The following is a 16,781-nucleotide window of genomic DNA, read 5'->3' as shown; positions in this document are numbered from 1 at the left end:
ACAAGAAAGCTTACGGCTTGAACAAAATCTTGCCGGAACGACCGGCCGTCAACGACGCATCAATGGCCGCCTGATACTGATCCAGTCTGAAATCACCGCCGGACGGCAAATGCAGTTTGCCCGCCACCGCCAGTTGCACCAGCTCGCCAATTAAACGGACTTTGTCTTCGGTCGACATCTCGGCCATCACCCGCGCGCCCCAGAAACCTTTTACCGTTAAGTGGCGGCTGATCATGTTGCCCGCATTCAACGCCAGCGGCACACCGGCGGCGGTGCCAAAGACAATCAGTTCACCATCGCGGCCCAACAGATCGGCAACATCGGCAACAATCGGACCGCCAACAGAATCGATGGCAGCACGCGCACCGGCTTCGCCGACAATGGCTTCGGCCTGGGTTTTCCAATCGTCCTCTTCGGTGCTTAACACCGCATCGACACCAAAGGCCTCCAGCTCCGTCTTGGCCTCAACTCGGCGCACCAGATTCAACACCTTAATGCCACGCTCGCGCGCCATGCCGATCATCAGTTTACCGACGGTGCCATTGGCGGCGGTCTGCACCAGCCAATCGCCTGCCTGTAATGGCAACTGTTCAAGCAGCGCCAACGCCGACAGCGGCATCGCCAGCAATTGCGAACCGACGTCATCAGACACCGCGTCGGGCAGTGGCACCAAACCGACCGCCGGCGCGACAAACTGTTCCGCCCAGGCACCGGCAACGCCCGCCACCGCCACGCGCTGGCCGATCAGTGTGTCATCGACACCCGCGCCCACGGCTTCAACCACGCCCGCGGCTTCAGAGCCGGCGGTAGCAGGCAGTTCGGGTTTGTAGCCGTAGCTGCCACGAATGGTCCACAAATCGTGGTTGTGAATCGGCGATGCGGTCATGCGCACGCGCACAGCGCCCGCCGCAGGTTCGGGTGTGGCGGTGTCGGTCACGCTCAGCACATCAACCGGTGTGCCGAAGGTGGTGTAAGTAATGGCTTTCATGGAATCACCTCAAAGACAGTCCGGCGCGCGGCCGGTAACAGGGAATGTTGGATTAATGGGTCACGAAACGGCGTTGGGTATCCGCCACGGCGTTTTGCAGAAACGACGGCTGTTGCGACAACTTGGTCAGCACAGCAGCGCCGAGCCATTGGCTGTACAGACTGGCAGCGTCGTTGTGCGGGTGATCCGATTGCAGCGAGCCATCAGCCTGACCGGCTTCCAGCAACTGCGTCAGCCGCGCCACGATGCCCGCCACACCGGCATCCAGAATCAGTCGCATCGATTCGTACAGATCGGAAATTTCCGCCGCCAGCTTGACGATCAGGCAGCGCTCCGCAATGCAGGCACTGGCGTCTTGGGCGGGTTGCAAATAGCGCATCAGTCGGTCGGCAGCGCTGTAGGGTAACGCAACAATGGTATCGAGCCGGGCCAGGTATTCGTCCACGTAGTCTTGCAGCAAGGCGCAGCCGAAGGCTTCTTTGGAGTCGAAGTAGTAGTAGAAGGAGCCCTTGGGCACACCGCTGTCGGTGAGAATCTGTTTCAGGCCAACCCCCACAAACCCACCGGACAGCACCAGATCCCGGCCGGTTTGCAAAATTCGCTGACGGGTTTGTTCGGATTTAACAGTCACAGTCATGGCACGCCACCTCGGTTACTGGTGGCGCATCATACTCGTAATAGACCGGTCGTCTAGTAGGCTGAAAGTCACCCTTAGTGTGTGAATTCAAACTTTGCTGGCCGAGCGTCTCCTGGCTCACTATGCTGAGTCGTCTGACTGCGACGGAGCTTCCGATGACCGCTCAATCCCCACAATTCTGGCGCGATGACCGCCTGCCGCAGCTGGAACTGCGCCGCGTCGAAGACGGTCGCACGGTGTGTTACGCACCGCACAGCCATCAACAGTGGTCACTCGGCGCCATCACCGACGGTCACAGCACCTTTCTTTACCGCGACAACCGCTACCCGATTCAAGCCGGCACGCTGGTACTGATGAACCCCGGCTGGGTGCACGCCTGCAACCCGGTGGATAACCAGCCCTGGGCGTATTGGATGCTTTACGTCGATACCGATTGGCTGACTGAATTGCGCCATCAGGCCGGTTTGCTGCCCACGCCCGTCTGGCAAGATATCGCCACGCCCATGCTCAACGAGCCGCGCTGGTACGACGGCTATTGCGCGCTGGCGCAATGCCTGATCGACCCGCAGCGTGATCTGCTGGAAAAACAAAGTCAGGCGGTGCTCTACCTCACCGAACTGATGCAGCACCTGGCCCAGCAACCGCTGCTCCAGCCAACGCTGGTGCCTGACCAGTTACGCCAACTGGCCGATTATCTGGATGAGCACGCCGCCAGCGATCTGTCGCTCGACGAGCTATGCGCTCTGAGCGGCTACAGCGCGGGCTATCTGATTCGCGCCTTTAAACAGCACTTTGGCTTAACGCCGCACGCCTATGTGGTGAACCGTCGCATCCAGCTGGGTCAGCAGGCGTTAAAGGCGGGCACACCCATCGCCGAGGCGGCGCTCGATACCGGCTTCAGTGACCAGGCTCATTTTCAGCGCACCTTCAAAAAACTGGTTGCTGCCACGCCCAATCAGTACCGTCGCTCAGTCGAGAACTAACACCAGACAACTGGCGATCAACAACCCCGCCAGCGTGCGATTCACCGCCACCAGCAACGCCGGACGCTGCAACCAACGCCGCAAGAACGCCCCAGCTAAGACCCAGACCGATAACGACACCCAGCAAATCGGTAAATACAGACCGGCAAACCACCCAAGCTGCACCAGACTGCCATCGGTGTAAGCCGCGATGCCCGCCAACGATGCCAGCCAGGCTTTGGGATTCAGCCATTGCATCAAGGCACCGGTAACCACGCTGGGCGCACGTTGTGCATCGGCGTCACCCAGGTGACCGTCATCGCGCAGCAACTGCCAGGCGAGATACAACAAAAAGGCGATGCCGCCCCAGCGCAAGGCGCTGAGCACCAGCGACCAATCACGCAGCAACGAATGCAGCCCCAAACCTACCGCCAGAAACAGCCCAATAAACCCCAGCGTCGCGCCGGTCACAAACACCAGGCCAACGCGCAACGGATAGCGACTGCCGCTGCTTAACCCCACCAGATTCACCGGCCCCGGCGAAATCGACGCCGCCAACGCAAACGCCGCCATCGGCCATAACAAAGCCAACATCACACTGCCCTCCTGATTCAACAGGCGGCAGTCTGCGCGCTTCGTCCGGGCAGATATTGAATAAAATTGATCAGTGCAAAAGCCACCACTGCCCGAGCAAGGCCAGCGCCAACAAGGCCGAAATACCTTGCCAGACACGCACCGGATGACGCTCCAGCAACGGCTGCCAGTGGCGGGTTTTTAACGCCGGGTTGGGGTGGTGCAGATCGTAGAGAAATTCCGACAGCTCGGGGTAACGTTGGTCGGGCTGAATCGACAACGCTTTTTCCAACGCCGCTTCAAACCAGGCCGGCAACTCGCTGAGTGAGTGATGCAGCGGCCGATAGCGCAATCGGCTTTGCGCACCCGCACTGCGTGCTTTTGCCACCGAGGTGCCATAGGGATGTTCGCCGCTGAGCAACCAATAACCGAGCACCGCCAGCGAAAACTGATCGGCGCGTTCATCGCCGAATTCGCCGAGAAAATACTCCGGCGCGGCGTACAACGCCGTGCCCAACAAGGCCGGCTCGTCGTCATTTGTTAATTCCGCCAGCGCGGCACTGCGCGCCGAACCGAAGTCGATCAAGGTCACCCGGCCATCCCCATCGATCATCACGTTGTCGGGCTTGATGTCTTGATGCAGCAAGTCGCGGCGATGCATCGCCTGCAAGGCTGTGGCGGTTTGGTCAATAACAGCGCGTACGGTTTCAACCGACGGGCTGGGGTGAGCTCGGCGCCAATCGGCCAACGTCTGTCCATCGACCCATTCCAGCAAGGTATAGAGCCACCGACGCGGCCGATCGGGCAACGCCACGCGCACCATGTGCGGGCTGTCGAGTTGGCGACCGACCCATTCTTCTAGCAAAAACCGCCGTAAATAGTCGCGGTCATCTCGGCCTTCGCGTGACGGCAGCTTCAGCAACAGCGTCGTTCCGCTGGCATTATCGATGGCTTTAAACACCCGACTGCGGGGGCTCGAGTGGATAAGATTGAGCAGCGTTAAGCCGTCGATTCGGTTGCCGACATCGAGGTCGTCCGGCGCCAACGGCCGCTGGTTTAATTCGGTATCTACCCAATCGACATCACTGTCGTCCAAGGCATTCAGTCGTACCAGCTGCAAGCTGAGGTTGTCGTCACTGCCGCGTGCCAGCGCCAGTTGCAGGAGTTGCTCGACCACGTCGGTGACCTGGCTGTTCGGCTCGGCCAACGCCCGGGCCCAGTCGCGTTCGTCGAGATGATCGTGCACGCCATCGCTGCTGAGCACGAACACATCGCCCACCGCCATGTCCAGCACCCGGTAATCCACGGTGACCTGCTCGTCCGCACCCAGCGCACGCGCCAAACAGGAACCACCGTCATCACGCCAGGCGCGGTGATCCTGGGTGAGGCATTCCAGCCGCTGTGTGCGCCAGCGGTACAAGCGCGTATCGCCGACATGAAACAGATGCGCTTGCCGACCTTTCAGCACCAAAGCCGTGAACGCACAGACGTAGCCTTTATCGCGATCGTCACTCAAACCCTGCGCCAGACTTTCCTGGCGCAACCGTTCGTTAATGGCCTGCAACGAGTGCACGCCGGCAGTGCGTGCCGTCATGGCATCACCCAGGCGGCGCATGTCGGCAATGAACTCGTTCACCGCGTGTTCGGCCGCCGCCGCACTGACGGCACTGCTGCTGATACCATCGGCCAGCGCAAACACCGCGCCGGTGTGGGTGCGGTGACTGGCGCAATAATCCTGATTCTCACGTTTACGCCCCGCCTGGCTCAGCGCCGCTTCCGTAAAACTGAGCATCGATCTGCCTCAACGCAGACAACCCGGCCAAAGCCGGGTTGGTGTGCAGCAAAGGTTCATGCGTTCAGGCGGTTTTCGCGTCGGCAGTGTTCAACGGCGCGCGACTCGCCAACTGACGCTTGGGCGCGGTTTTGTAGTGCGTGCTGAACAGGGTCAAACCGGTGAAGGCCAAACCGCCAACCAGGTTGCCCAGCGCGGTCGGAATTTCGTTCCACACGAAGTAATCGCCGACCGAGAAATTACCGCCCATGATCAGCGAGAAGGGGAACAAAAACATGTTCACCACTGAGTGCTCAAAGCCCATAAAGAAGAACAGCATGATCGGCATCCACATGGCGATCACCTTGCCGGACACGCTGGTGGAGACCATGGCACCGACCACACCGAGCGACACCATCCAGTTGCACAACATGCCGCGAATAAAAATCGTGAACCAACCGGCGGCGCCAAATTCGGCGTAACCGACGGTGCGGCTTTCGCCAATGCTCGCCACCTTGGCGGCAATGGCACCGCCGTCGGTGTTATAGCCGTAGGTGAAGATGAACGACATCATAAACGCCACGGTCAGCGCACCGGCGAAGTTACCCACAAACACCAGCCCCCAGTTGCGCAATACCTGCGGCACGGTCACACCCGCGCGGCGGTCAAGCAGCGCCAGGGGGGTGAGCATAAAAACGCCGGTGAGCAGATCGAAGCCCATCAAATAGAGCATGCAGAACCCGACCGGGAACAGCACAGCACCCAGCAACGGACTGCCGGTGGCAACCGCCACCGACACCGCAAATACGGCGGCCAACGCCAGAATGGCACCGGCCATAAAAGCGCGAATTAAGGTATCGCGCGTGGACATATAAATTTTCGATTCGCCCGCATCGACCATCTTGGTCACGAACTCGTTCGGCAGTAAGTAAGACATGGCATTCCCCTCTTGCAGTCGTAGTGAACGTCTGGACGTTTGTTGGTAACCGCCAACCGTGCTCGGGCATTCGCCTGCGCACTAAACGACAGGCACAAAAAAAGCGCCCACCCAACCGAACTCCAAAGAGACGGTCGAGGTGGACGCCATTATCCGAGTGCACACATTGTCAGCGGGTTTTCACCCTTGCTGAGTTCGCCAGAGCAAAGACGGGGCCAATTTCTGAGACCCGCGGTTAATTGCACGCCAAATCAAACAGTTAGCGGATTGTTCGCCACTCAGTCGACGACATTACCGCGCGCACCGATGTTCCGACTTGGTGCGTTGCGGTCTCGTTGTGCCTCTTAAACAGTCACGAAATCGCCGCAGATTGAGCGGGTATTCGCGAATTGGCGTTATGGAGCAATCCTTGCCTTAACAATCGCATCCATCGTGAGATCGCACCCGCATGAGCCCCAGACCGCGCGCCACCGAACAATTCCTGTTGGCTGCCAAACAGTCGGAAACGACCAGCCTGGCAGAGCTGGCCGACACCTGTGAAGTGGTCACCGGCGTCAGTGAATTGATTCACCAATTGCAGCGCGAACGCGGTTTATCAAACGTCTATCTGGGCAGTCAGGGCCAGCGGCTGAGCGCTCAACGCGAGGCCCAAATTGAACGCAGCCGAGAGCAGGAAACTCAGTTGCGTCGCTTGCTGCAACAACGCTATTTGGAATCGCGCCGGCACTCGCCGTCCACCCGGGTATTAACGCGCACCGCCCTGGTGATGCAGGCGCTCGATGAAGTCGACACCCTGCGCCAGCGCATCGACCAACAACAGATCGACGCCCGGCTCAGCACCCAGGCGTTCAGTCGGTTGATGGCCGGTTTGTTGAGCATCGTGTTCGAAGCCGCCGACGGCGCGGGCGACCCCAGCACCACCCGCGCCTTGCTGGCGCTGTTCAATTTTATGCAGGGCAAGGAGTACGCCGGTCAGGAACGCGCCTGGGCGGCGTTTGGTTTTACCACCAGCGAAGTCAACGACGACAGCCGCGAACGCCTCGCCGGCTTGCGCTTTGCTCAGCAGCGCTGTTTCGATCAATTCCACAGCTTCGCCACCGCCGAACAACAGTGGCAATGGCAATCGATTGAAAACGCCGAGGTGGTCGCTCACTTCAACAAACTGCGCGAAGTGATCGACGCACTCAGTGACGACGACTGCGTTCCGGCCGATCTCGGCGAAGTCTGGTACGACCTCGCCACCCAGCGCATCGACCTGATGCACGAACTCGAACGCGACCTCGCCAACCACCTGCTCACGCTCAGCCAAGCCCAGTTAAGCCGCGCCAAGCAACAGTTGCGCGACCATGAATACCAACTGCTGTCGGTGCTCTCCGACAGTCAGGACAACTACGCCGAACCGCCATCGCTGTTGCTCGATCTCGACGCGCCCTTGGTGCCCGCCGGTTTGGCGGTCCAGCACGACCCCAGCTCGGAACCGGCCATCGGCCGCACGCTTTACGATTTGCTCAAAGCACAGGCCGAGCACCTGCGCCAGGTCAGCGATGAACTGTGCGAAACCCGCGAAGCGCTGAACGAACGCAAACTGCTCGAACGCGCCAAAGCGCTGCTGATGAAAAACTTAAAACTGAGCGAAGACGACGCCTACCACCGCATTCAAAAACGCGCCATGGATTCGCACATGCGCGTGGCCGAAGTCTGTGAATTGCTGATTGAAGCGGCCGAGAACGCCGCTGGTACGGCACAATAACCACACCTGCCATCGCTATTCAGGATTCAAACAATGCCCAACCTAACCCCTCAAGCCGACCTCACCGCCTTGCAACGTTACGTAGAAGCACTGGAAACCGAGCGCGGCTTTGCGCAACAAAACGCGCGCGATAAATGCCTGCTGCTGGGTGAAGAAGTGGGTGAATTGTTCAAAGCCGTGCGGCAGGCCGAAGGCATGCCCATGGATGTGAACGCGGTGAACAGCGAGATCGCCGACGAACTGGCTGACGTGCTGATTTACCTGTACTCCATCGCCAACCGCTACGCGGTGAATCTGGAAGACGCCTTTCGCGCCAAGGAAGCCAAAAATAAAACGCGCCGCTGGGCCTGAACCCAGGGCGCGTTGGACATTGGTTTAGGGCACGTTGGGCATTGGTTTAGGCCACGCCGCCGTTGGCGCGCACCACCTGACCGTTGATCCAGCGGCCATCCGGGCCCGCCAAAAACGACACCACGCCGGAAATATCATCCGGCTCGCCCAGCCGTTCCAACGGCGGCAACTTGGACAGCCGCTCAATCAGTTCGTCGCTTTTGCCGTTAAAGAACAGCTCGGTTGCGACCGCGCCCGGCGCGACGGCATTCACCGTGATGTTGCGACCGCGCAACTCATTGGCGAACACTTTTACCAAGCCTTCAACACCCGCTTTCGAGGCAATATAAGGCCCATAGTTCGGGTAATTCAGCGCCAGTACCGTGGACGACACCGCAATAAAACGGCCGCCGTCGGGCAGGTGTTCCTTGCCGTAGGCCATCATTAAAAAGGTGCCGTCCAGGTTGGTGGCAATGTGGCGGCGGTAGTCAGCGAGGCTCGCGGGCTCAATGGCGTGCATGCCCAGAATGCCCGCCATGTTGACCACCACATCGACGCGGCCAAAGGACTCGATGGTTTTGGCATAGAGCGCTTGCACCGCGGCTTCGTCGGCCACGTCGGCCTGCACGGCCAACGCTTTGCCGCCGGCCTGGCTGATGTCTGCCACCGTGTCGGCCGCCGCCTGCGCATTGCCCGCGTAATTCACCACCACGGTAAAACCATCGCGCGCCAGACGCAGCGCCGTTGCTTTGCCAATACCGCGTGAGCCACCGGTCACGATGGCCACTTGAGTGGATGCAGTCATGTAAAACCTCCGGGTTTTTGAATGGACACCGCCAGTATCGTTGTTGATTGGTTTCGGATAATGACCGATATTCTGGCTTAACTATTCAGAAAAAATAAACAATGGATCGACTCGACGCCTTCGCTCTGTTCTGCCGCATCGTCGAACTGGGCAGCTTCACTCAAGCCGCTGAAGCGCTGAACGTGCCCCGCGCCACCGCCACCCAGGCCATCAAAGACCTGGAAACCCGGCTCGGTGCACGCCTGCTGGAACGCACCACCCGCCAGGTAAAACCGACGCCCGATGGCGACCACTTTTATCGTCATTGCCTGAGCATTCTTGCCGAACTGGACGACGCCGAAGCCTCACTGCGCCAAAGCACCACCGACCCCGGCGGCGTCTTGCGACTCGACCTGCACGGCTCGCACGCCACCAACATCGTGCTGCCCAACATCGACGACTTTCACCGCCGCTACCCGCGCATCGACATTCGGCTGAGCAGTGGTGACCGGCTGGTCGACTTGGTAGCCGAAGGCATCGACTGTGTCATCCGCTCCGGCCACCCGCGCGATTCTTCATTAGTCATCAAGCGGCTGGCGGTCATTCCCGAAGTGATGTGCGCCAGCCCCGCCTATCTGCACCAGCACGGCACACCCAAACACCCCGACGACCTGCGCCACCACCACGCCGTGGGCTTCTTCTCGCGCGGTTACGATTCCAGCTATCCGTTCGAATGCCGCCTGAACGGCGAGGTCAAAGAGTACGATCTGCCCAATTGGATCAGCGTCAACGACGCCCAAACCTACATCGCCAGCGCGCTCGCCGGCTGTGGCCTCATTCAGCTACCGCGACTCGATACCCAAAAACACCTCGACAGCGGCGCACTCGTTGAAGTACTGGCCGACTACCCCAGCCCCGGCATTCCGGTATCGGTGCTGTATCCGTCGCAGCGGCATCTGGCGCCGCGGGTACGAGTCTTTGTCGATTGGGTGAGTGAGTTATATGCCGCTCATTTTGGACAAGCATAAAAAACCCGGCCGCAGCCGGGAAAACCATTGCACTTGCAGGACAGACGAAACAACGATGCGGTGCAGTCAGCCTTTGACCGCGCCCTGCAACAAGGCCGAGACAAACTGGCGTTGAAAGATCAAAAACAAAATAACGGTGGGCGCCAAAATGATCAGTGAGCCGGCGCAGAGCAGCGGCACGTCGGTACCCCACTGGCCCTGGAAAGCTCCCAAAGCCCCGGCGACGGTGCGTTTGGTCGGGTCTTGCACCAAAACCACCGGCAGCAGGAACTGATTCCAGGTCCACAGAAACAGCAGGATCGACAGCGACATGACCGACGGTCGCGCCAGCGGCATCTGAATTTTCCAGAATTCGCGCCAGCTGTCGGCGCCGTCCAGTTGCGCTGCTTCGCTCAAATCTTTGGGCACACCGATAAAGTGGGCGCGCATCCAGTAGACCGAGAACGGCATATACAAACCGAGCAGCGGCAGGATGATCGCAAAGCGGGTGTTAAGCAGACCCAGCGCCCGCACTTCGTAATACAGCGGCGTGATGATCGACTCGAACGGCAGCGTCAAACCCAGCACAAACACCAAATACAACCATTTGCGCCGCCCGGTCACCAGCTTCGACAAACCAAAGCCCGCCAGACACGCCATAATCACCGCCAGCGGAACGACACCGGCAACAATCAACAGGCTGGAGAGCATCATCTGCCCCATATTGGCGACTTCAAAAGCGCGCGCGAAATTGCCCCACTGCGGATCGGACGGCCACGACAGCCCAACCGGATAAGTGCCCGACGGTGCCAGAGCGGCCGACAACATGCTCAGAAACGGCAGCAGCGTGATCGCCATCAACAAGACGATCAGGCCACGGCCGATCCACGGATTACGTAACCAGTGATTCATGATTTCTCCCGCGTCAGCCACTGCACCGGCAGGATGCACACCAGTACCAGAATCATCAGTACCACGCCGAGCGCCGACGCCAGACCGACTTCACGATGCGCAAACGCCAGGCGATAAATTTCCAGCCCCGGCACAGTGGTTTCAATGCCCGGACCACCGCCAGTGGAGACGTAAACCACATCGAAACTCGACAGCGCCTGGATGATGGTAACGGTGATGCAGACGCCAATTTCCGGGCGCAGACTCGGCAGCGTCACGTGGCGAAATTCCTGCCAGGGCGTGGCGCCATCGAGCTTGGCGGCTTCGTACAAGGCCGGGTCGATCTTGGCGATGCCAGTCACCAGCAACAGCAAGCACAAACCCAACAACACCCAGGTGCCGATCAAGCCCACCGCTGGCAGGGCGTAATCGAAGTCACCAAGCCAACCGCGGGTCCAGCTTTCCAGACCGATCAGGTTGAGGAACTGGTTCACCACGCCGTCGAAGTCGTACATCCAACTCCAGGCGATGCCAGCGGCCACCAACGGAATCACCTGCGGAATAAACAGGATGGTGCGGGTGACAGTGCCAAAACGACCGGACATCTGGTTGCGAATAACCGAGGCAATCAGCAAACCCAGCACCACCGGCACGGCGGTGAAGTAGATGATCAGTTGGAAGGCGTTGCCGATGATCTGCAGCAGATCACTGTCGGTCATCACTTCCCAATAATTCGACAGGCCGGCAAAACTGGCTTGGCCAATACCATCCCAGTTCAGCAGCGAGTAGTAGACCGAGATCGCCATTGGCAGCAGCACAAAGGCGGCATAGATGGCGAACGCCGGCAAAATAAACCCCCAGGCGGCAGCGATACGTTTCCGCGCCGGCGCCTGGGGGTTTTGGACAGTCTCAGTGACGGTCATGAATCACATCCAATTAACGACTAAGCTCAGCGCGACAGCTGCTTCTCGTATTCTTCTTGCACGGTTTCAAGCAGACCTTCGGCATCCTGACGTCCACCGACCATTTTTTGCAGTTCCGGCGTCCAGGCCGCGGCGAAAATCGCACCGGTGGCGTTGGCGGTGAAGTCCATCGCACCGTTGTTCGCAGCAATGACCTGGCTGGCCGCCAGCGTCGACGCAATCAAGGAGTTCGGATCAACTTCCGGCAACGGCAGATAGGCCGGACCGCCAGGGTTGGAGCCGCCGACTTCAACGTTGATCTGACGTGCGGTTTCGTTGGTCGCGACCCAGTTCAGGAAGAAGGCGGCGCAATCCGGGTTATTGGAATTCGCGCCAATACCGAACGTCAGTGGCGATGACATGGTGGCGTAGCGACCGCCTTCTTCCAGCGGCGGCATCAGGAAGAAACCAACGCTGTCGCCCATCTGCTGTTGCAGGTTGGCCGATTCCCAATCGCCATTGAACATCAACAGACCCTGACCCTGAGTGAAGCGGCTCATCATGTTGAAATAGTCGATGGAGTTGGCGTTGCGCGGGAAGTAACCGGCTTCGATCCACTGCTGTAAATGCTCAGTAGCGGCCAGGTTTTCCGGGGTAACAATGCTGGCGCCTTCCTGCTGGAAGATCCATTCGTTGATCGGCTCTGGATCACCATAGGAACCCATGAGGTTCTGCAGCGGGAAGTTGATGCCGGCGGTGTCTTTGTTCCACTGCATGATTGGCTGCAAATCGGCGGCCTTGGCGCGCGCCAGCAGATCATCGAGTTCGGCCAGCGTTTTCGGCACCTCGGTCATGCCCAGCTCAGCCGCCAGATCTTTGTTGTAGAACACACCGGTGGTGCTGTAGTTCAAACCCAGGGCGTATAAAGAGCCGATGCCACGCGGACGACCGCTTTCGTGCAGACGCAGCTGCACCAGTTGCGACGCCGGGAAGCTGTCCCAACCGAACTCATCGAAATATGGATCGAGATTTTGCAGCAGATCGTTGGCGACCAGATCGCTGATGCTGGGCAGACGGATCAGGTCCGGCGCGTTGTCTTGCGACAGCAGGCGCGGGCTGTTTTCCATCAGGTTGGCGAACTGGTCTTCACGAATGTCGAAGCTGACGTTCGGGAATTGGTTGCTGAATTCCTCGGCCAATTGCGAAGGCAGCGGGAAGCCGGTTTCAAAATAGGCTTTCATGGTGACCGGCTCGGCGCCACAACTTAAGGCAGCAAAACTCGGAGCGGACAGGGTGGCGGCGCAGGCCAGCAGCGACAAGCGCAAGGCCTTGGATGTTGTTTTTATCATGACGACCTCCTCAAGGGCGTCCATTCAGCGGTATTGCTGAACGGATCTTGCTAAAAGGTTTTAGCATATCATCGGTGACCGGGCACACTCTGTAAAGCAAACCCGGCACTTCTTACACTGTAAGCGGCATCACACCGCCCTCTTTGGTGCGCTCAGAACATCTCCTTGAGCGCCTGGATGATACGGGTGGCACGCGGGTCGCCCTCGCCATACATCCAGTTGGTCACGAAGGCAAAGCCGAGACGACGCTCGGGGTCGGCAAAGGTCACCTGACCGCCGGCACCGTCGTGACCAAAACTGTCTGAACTCAGATAACGACGTACTTCTGAATCCAGTTGAAACCCCCTGCCCCAAGCCGGATACGGACCTGGTGCTGGATAAATCTGCGGTCCCTGGCTCATCACCTCGGTAGCAACGCTCAACGTATCGTCTTGCAGTAAACGCACGCCCTGAGTAGGCGTCACCACAGCCGACCAGATCGATGCCAATGCCTGGGCGGTAGCGATGCCACCGGCGCCCGGCGCTTCGACGGCCTGCAAACGCGGGTCGTTAAAACCTTCGGTATCGGTAACCAAGGCAGCGGGCAAGGCATTGCCTAAGGTCATGGCACGGTAAGGCCAATAGGGTTGTTCCGGGCTGTCTTTGGCGGCCTCGGCATCCCACAGATCGTAGAGCGCCTGGCTGCAGCCGATGTGGGCAACGCGGTCTTGTTTGTCTTCCGGCAAACCCACCCAGAGATCGGCATTCAACGGCTGCGCCAGCCGCTGCTGCACCAGGTCACGCACCCGGGTGCCGCTGGCACGGTGCAGAATTTCACCGACCAGCCAGCCATGGGTAATGGCGTGGTAGGCATGACCACTGCCCGGCGGCCACAGCGGCTCTTGCTCAGCCAGGGCATTGACCGGTTTGGACCAGTCGAGCAGGTCTTCAAATGACCATGGCTGGCGCGGCGCGCTAAGGCCGGCGCGGTGTGACAGCGCTTCGGCAACGGTAATGTTGGCTTTGCCATGAGCGTCAAATTCGGGCCAGTAGTGGGCGACTTTTTGCTGATAGTCGAGCTTGCCTTCCTGCACCAGTTGAGCGGCGATAATAGCCATCAAACCTTTGGTGCAGCTAAACACCACGGCGGCGGTTTCATCAGTCCAGGGCTTGTGTTGACGCGGGTCGGCCGAACCACCGTGCAGATGCACCACTTCCTCGCCGTCCTGCCAAATACTGAGCGCCGCGCCCCAGCCATCGGTTTCCTCGAAACCAGCGCGAAAGGCGTCGCGTACGGCCTCAAAGCCCGGCTGAATGTGGCCCACTACCTCTGTGCCCATGCTGTGTCCTCAATGATGATGCTGAAGGGTTGGCGAGCGTTGGTTTTTGTAGGGCTCGCCGAACCGGATGGCACAAAGATAAAACGATTTAGCACATTGTCAAGGCTGCGCGATTTTCAGCTTTCAGGGTATGCTCTGCGACCAGACACCCAGCACGGATTGTATTTTGAGCAAGAAAAAGCGCGTAACGCTCGCCGATGTGGCCCGACTGGCGGGCCTTTCGACCTCGGCCGCCTCGATGATTCTGACCGGCCGCCCGGACACCCGGCTGTCGCCCGAAGCCCATGCCCGGGTGCACGAAGCAGCCGCCACATTGGGCTACCGACCCAACGCCGCCGCCCGCGCCCTGCGTACCGATAAAACCCAAACCCTGGCGTTTATTTCCGACCACATCGCCACGACGCGTTTCGCCAGCGGTTTGATTCGCGGCGCTCTGGCCGAATCCGAAGCCGCTAAACAGGTGATGCTGGTGCTGGAAACGCACGGCGACCCGGCGCTGGAAACCCGGGCGATCGACGAAGCCATCGACCGCCAGGTGGACGGCATCATCTTCGCCGCCATGCGCTCACGCGAAGTGTTCTTGCCGGAAATCTCCGCCAACATGCCGATGGTGATGCTCAACGGCACCAGCAAGCAGTGCCCGACGGCCATCCTGCCAGACGAATTCAACGGCGGGCGCGCAGCGGTACGACTGCTGGCCGAGGCAGGATTCAGCGAAGGCTTGGTACTGGTCGGCCACAACGCCGATGTGGAAGAAGGCTTATTCCGCTCCGAAACGGTGATCCGCCGACTCGATGGCATTCGCACCGAAATGGCCGAACGCAGCCTGAGCTTTGACGATGAGTTAAGTAGCTGGAACTGGGAGCCAGAAAACGGCTACAAACTGGTGAAGAAATACCTCAAACACGAGCGGCCCAAGGCATTGTTGTGTTTAAACGACCGCCTCGCCTTCGGCGCTTATCAGGCATTGGCCGAAGCGGGCCTGAGCATCCCCGACGACACCTCCATCGTCTCCTTCGACAACGACGAACTCGCCTCCTACTTACGTCCCGGCCTCACCACCATAGCGTTGCCCCACGAAACCATGGGACGCGAGGCGGTGCGGATGTTGTTGGATGCCAAAGCCGATGCGGGGGCTCAGTTGGTGGAGATGGAGGCGGTGGTGCGGGGATCTGTTAGAGATGCCTAGGCGGAGCAAGGACATAAGCCTTTCAGCATGACGCTAAAGTCGATAACTTAACCGTCTGTCAAAATTTGAATCGCCCGCCTGAGGGAGTAAGGCATGTTGAACCAAACCAGCGATTGATGGCGCATACATCATGAGAAAATTTCTGTTGGCGCTCGTCACTGCTTCGTTATCATCTGCCTTAACTGCCTGGATCATTGACGCTCATTACTCGCCTTTTTTACTGCAGCGATTACCGGTGTACGTCATCAATACTCAGAAAAAACCATTACTGCTTTACGATGCCAATAATATCCGCGCCCCGGCAATATCGTTGCTGCAACCCAACGATGGCTTTCGTCTGTTTTATGCTGGCGATACCGGGCAATGGCTGTACGGCCTGAAAAACAACCGCTCAGTTTTCCTGAAAAATCAGGATCGGCTCGTCGCCTTTGTACTCTATGGGCGGCGTTTCCCCATCTCTGAAACCTGGAAATTCTTCAGCGCCTTAACCCTGTTCTTATTGTTGTTAATATTCAGCTACAGGTGCTATTCCAAATCATCCAACACACAATACCCAAGTCGATACTCACGAAATAAACGGATTTATCCAACTGTCTCGGAACAAAAACCCAGCCCCACTCCCAATCATGAAAACCGCTGGTTGAGACAGGAAAACTACCGGCTCACACAGAAAATCTCCCGAATCAATCAAGAAAAAGAAGACTTTATTCGCCGAGAACAACGACTCTTTGACGTTATCCATCAAACTCACAGCAGAGCTGGCGTTACTGTTCCAGACATGCAGTATGAATACGACGCCTTGGAAAAAGAATACGCTGAGGTGTCAGAGCGTTATAAAAAGCTAAAAAACGACAGCAAAATCTTCGACATTAATTTCGATTCAAGCAGCTACGAGTCCATCATCAAGGGTCGAAAATTCGAGATATATCTGGCTAGAAATTTGGTGGAAAACCGAACGCATGAAATTCTTGAATGGACACCAGACAAAGGCTTTGATTCTTCGATACGAGTTAAATCAAACGGCAATCCCGACTTGGTTGTACAAAACAAGAACGGTCAGCAATTTGCCATTGAATGCAAATTCAGAGGCACTCATTTTCGAACTATCGAAGGTCAGCAAACCGATCAGGTTTCCTGGTCCAGTGCCTATGCGGCCGAGCGTTATCAGGCATTTTCGGCCGAGCGAGGGATGCCTGTTTTTATTGCCTTAGGCTGGAAAGGCTTACCCGAATCACCCAAGCGGTTATTTTTGGCACCATTGGATGGTTGATCCAGATTTCCCATCAAAGCTGGTACGACCCGAAAGACACGGCGAATCCATACAAAGCACAATATCTTATAGAATTTTCCAAACTTCGGCTGTTTGATGCATCAGAGTCTCTTCTGGCGGCA

General features: G+C 58.4%; 16 protein-coding genes. 6 read left to right on the top strand and 10 right to left on the bottom strand.

The features are described from left to right. Positions 1-10 precede the first annotated feature (10 nt). Both BGP77_RS05375 and BGP77_RS05370 read right to left on the bottom strand, forming a co-directional pair. Positions 11-988: a zinc-binding dehydrogenase gene (locus BGP77_RS05375; RefSeq protein WP_108163689.1), complete on the bottom strand. Its 978-nt coding sequence runs from the start codon at positions 986-988 to the stop codon at positions 11-13. A 52-nt stretch (positions 989-1,040) separates the two neighbouring features. Further along, a complete protein-coding gene (locus tag BGP77_RS05370) occupies positions 1,041-1,625 on the bottom strand; it encodes a TetR/AcrR family transcriptional regulator (RefSeq protein ID WP_108163688.1) in 585 nt (194 codons plus the stop codon). A 155-nt stretch (positions 1,626-1,780) separates the two neighbouring features. On the opposite strand from BGP77_RS05370, the gene BGP77_RS05365 reads away from it, so the two are divergent. After that, on the top strand, positions 1,781-2,608 hold the full coding sequence (locus BGP77_RS05365; protein ID WP_108163687.1) for an AraC family transcriptional regulator: 828 nt from the start codon (positions 1,781-1,783) through the stop codon (positions 2,606-2,608). Here the strand turns inward: BGP77_RS05365 and BGP77_RS05360 are convergent. The 3 genes from BGP77_RS05360 to BGP77_RS05350 all read right to left on the bottom strand — a co-directional run bounded on the left by BGP77_RS05360 (position 2,594) and on the right by BGP77_RS05350 (position 5,868). Next, entirely contained in the window at positions 2,594-3,181 is a 588-nt protein-coding gene (locus BGP77_RS05360) for a LysE family translocator (protein WP_370446827.1), read from the bottom strand. The two genes, BGP77_RS05365 and BGP77_RS05360, sit on opposite strands and share 15 nt — an antisense overlap. Before the next feature lie 70 nt (positions 3,182-3,251). Next, entirely contained in the window at positions 3,252-4,952 is a 1,701-nt protein-coding gene (locus BGP77_RS05355; protein WP_108163686.1) for a bifunctional protein-serine/threonine kinase/phosphatase, read from the bottom strand. A gap of 64 nt (positions 4,953-5,016) precedes the next feature. Then, on the bottom strand, positions 5,017-5,868 hold the full coding sequence (locus BGP77_RS05350) for a formate/nitrite transporter family protein (protein ID WP_108163685.1): 852 nt from the start codon (positions 5,866-5,868) through the stop codon (positions 5,017-5,019). Between the two features lie 448 nt (positions 5,869-6,316). On the opposite strand from BGP77_RS05350, the gene BGP77_RS05345 reads away from it, so the two are divergent. Continuing rightward, complete coding sequence (locus tag BGP77_RS05345) at positions 6,317-7,618, top strand: nitrate- and nitrite sensing domain-containing protein (protein ID WP_108163684.1); 1,302 nt, start codon at positions 6,317-6,319, stop codon at positions 7,616-7,618. Between the two features lie 33 nt (positions 7,619-7,651). Next, positions 7,652-7,969: a MazG nucleotide pyrophosphohydrolase domain-containing protein gene (locus BGP77_RS05340; RefSeq protein WP_108163683.1), complete on the top strand. Its 318-nt coding sequence runs from the start codon at positions 7,652-7,654 to the stop codon at positions 7,967-7,969. A 46-nt stretch (positions 7,970-8,015) separates the two neighbouring features. On the opposite strand, the gene BGP77_RS05335 is transcribed toward BGP77_RS05340, so the two are convergent. Continuing rightward, positions 8,016-8,753, bottom strand: coding sequence for an SDR family oxidoreductase (locus BGP77_RS05335; RefSeq protein WP_108163682.1), 738 nt, complete (start codon positions 8,751-8,753; stop codon positions 8,016-8,018). Positions 8,754-8,854: 101 nt separating this feature from the next. On the opposite strand from BGP77_RS05335, the gene BGP77_RS05330 reads away from it, so the two are divergent. Further along, positions 8,855-9,760, top strand: a complete 906-nt coding sequence (locus BGP77_RS05330; protein ID WP_108163681.1) for a LysR family transcriptional regulator — start codon at positions 8,855-8,857, stop codon at positions 9,758-9,760. Positions 9,761-9,826: 66 nt separating this feature from the next. On the opposite strand, the gene BGP77_RS05325 is transcribed toward BGP77_RS05330, so the two are convergent. From BGP77_RS05325 to BGP77_RS05310, 4 genes are all read right to left on the bottom strand, one after another. Then, a complete protein-coding gene (locus BGP77_RS05325) occupies positions 9,827-10,651 on the bottom strand; it encodes a carbohydrate ABC transporter permease (RefSeq protein ID WP_108163680.1) in 825 nt (274 codons plus the stop codon). Next, entirely contained in the window at positions 10,648-11,553 is a 906-nt protein-coding gene (locus tag BGP77_RS05320) for a carbohydrate ABC transporter permease (protein WP_108163679.1), read from the bottom strand. Before BGP77_RS05320 ends, BGP77_RS05325 begins: the two co-directional genes overlap by 4 nt. Positions 11,554-11,579: 26 nt before the next feature. Continuing rightward, the gene (locus BGP77_RS05315; RefSeq protein WP_199224200.1) at positions 11,580-12,881 is read right to left on the bottom strand and encodes an ABC transporter substrate-binding protein; all 1,302 of its coding nucleotides are present in this window, start codon (positions 12,879-12,881) and stop codon (positions 11,580-11,582) included. A gap of 152 nt (positions 12,882-13,033) precedes the next feature. Beyond that, positions 13,034-14,200: a serine hydrolase domain-containing protein gene (locus tag BGP77_RS05310; protein WP_108163677.1), complete on the bottom strand. Its 1,167-nt coding sequence runs from the start codon at positions 14,198-14,200 to the stop codon at positions 13,034-13,036. Positions 14,201-14,366: 166 nt separating this feature from the next. Between BGP77_RS05310 and BGP77_RS05305 the strand changes: the two genes are divergently transcribed. Next, complete coding sequence (locus BGP77_RS05305; protein WP_199224199.1) at positions 14,367-15,389, top strand: LacI family DNA-binding transcriptional regulator; 1,023 nt, start codon at positions 14,367-14,369, stop codon at positions 15,387-15,389. 130 nt (positions 15,390-15,519) lie between these two features. Continuing rightward, positions 15,520-16,659, top strand: a complete 1,140-nt coding sequence (locus BGP77_RS05300) for a hypothetical protein (protein WP_108163675.1) — start codon at positions 15,520-15,522, stop codon at positions 16,657-16,659. Positions 16,660-16,781 lie beyond the last annotated feature (122 nt).

The sequence above is a fragment of the Saccharospirillum sp. MSK14-1 genome (assembly GCF_003054965.1).
Lineage (GTDB): Bacteria > Pseudomonadota > Gammaproteobacteria > Pseudomonadales > Natronospirillaceae > Saccharospirillum.
The sequence above is the reverse complement of the archived record's forward strand: the minus strand, read 5'-3'. Positions and strand labels throughout refer to the sequence as shown.

Excerpts from the sequence above, each read along its gene's own strand:
- BGP77_RS05375 (WP_108163689.1), bottom strand. The coding sequence starts at position 988 with ATGAAAGCCATTACTTACACCACCTTCGGCACACCGGTTGATGTGCTG.
- BGP77_RS05370 (WP_108163688.1), bottom strand. The coding sequence starts at position 1,625 with ATGACTGTGACTGTTAAATCCGAACAAACCCGTCAGCGAATTTTGCAA.
- BGP77_RS05365 (WP_108163687.1), top strand. The coding sequence starts at position 1,781 with ATGACCGCTCAATCCCCACAATTCTGGCGCGATGACCGCCTGCCGCAG.
- BGP77_RS05360 (WP_370446827.1), bottom strand. The coding sequence starts at position 3,181 with ATGTTGGCTTTGTTATGGCCGATGGCGGCGTTTGCGTTGGCGGCGTCG.
- BGP77_RS05355 (WP_108163686.1), bottom strand. The coding sequence starts at position 4,952 with ATGCTCAGTTTTACGGAAGCGGCGCTGAGCCAGGCGGGGCGTAAACGT.
- BGP77_RS05350 (WP_108163685.1), bottom strand. The coding sequence starts at position 5,868 with ATGTCTTACTTACTGCCGAACGAGTTCGTGACCAAGATGGTCGATGCG.
- BGP77_RS05345 (WP_108163684.1), top strand. The coding sequence starts at position 6,317 with ATGAGCCCCAGACCGCGCGCCACCGAACAATTCCTGTTGGCTGCCAAA.
- BGP77_RS05340 (WP_108163683.1), top strand. The coding sequence starts at position 7,652 with ATGCCCAACCTAACCCCTCAAGCCGACCTCACCGCCTTGCAACGTTAC.
- BGP77_RS05335 (WP_108163682.1), bottom strand. The coding sequence starts at position 8,753 with ATGACTGCATCCACTCAAGTGGCCATCGTGACCGGTGGCTCACGCGGT.
- BGP77_RS05330 (WP_108163681.1), top strand. The coding sequence starts at position 8,855 with ATGGATCGACTCGACGCCTTCGCTCTGTTCTGCCGCATCGTCGAACTG.
- BGP77_RS05325 (WP_108163680.1), bottom strand. The coding sequence starts at position 10,651 with ATGAATCACTGGTTACGTAATCCGTGGATCGGCCGTGGCCTGATCGTC.
- BGP77_RS05320 (WP_108163679.1), bottom strand. The coding sequence starts at position 11,553 with ATGACCGTCACTGAGACTGTCCAAAACCCCCAGGCGCCGGCGCGGAAA.
- BGP77_RS05315 (WP_199224200.1), bottom strand. The coding sequence starts at position 12,881 with ATGATAAAAACAACATCCAAGGCCTTGCGCTTGTCGCTGCTGGCCTGC.
- BGP77_RS05310 (WP_108163677.1), bottom strand. The coding sequence starts at position 14,200 with ATGGGCACAGAGGTAGTGGGCCACATTCAGCCGGGCTTTGAGGCCGTA.
- BGP77_RS05300 (WP_108163675.1), top strand. The coding sequence starts at position 15,520 with ATGAGAAAATTTCTGTTGGCGCTCGTCACTGCTTCGTTATCATCTGCC.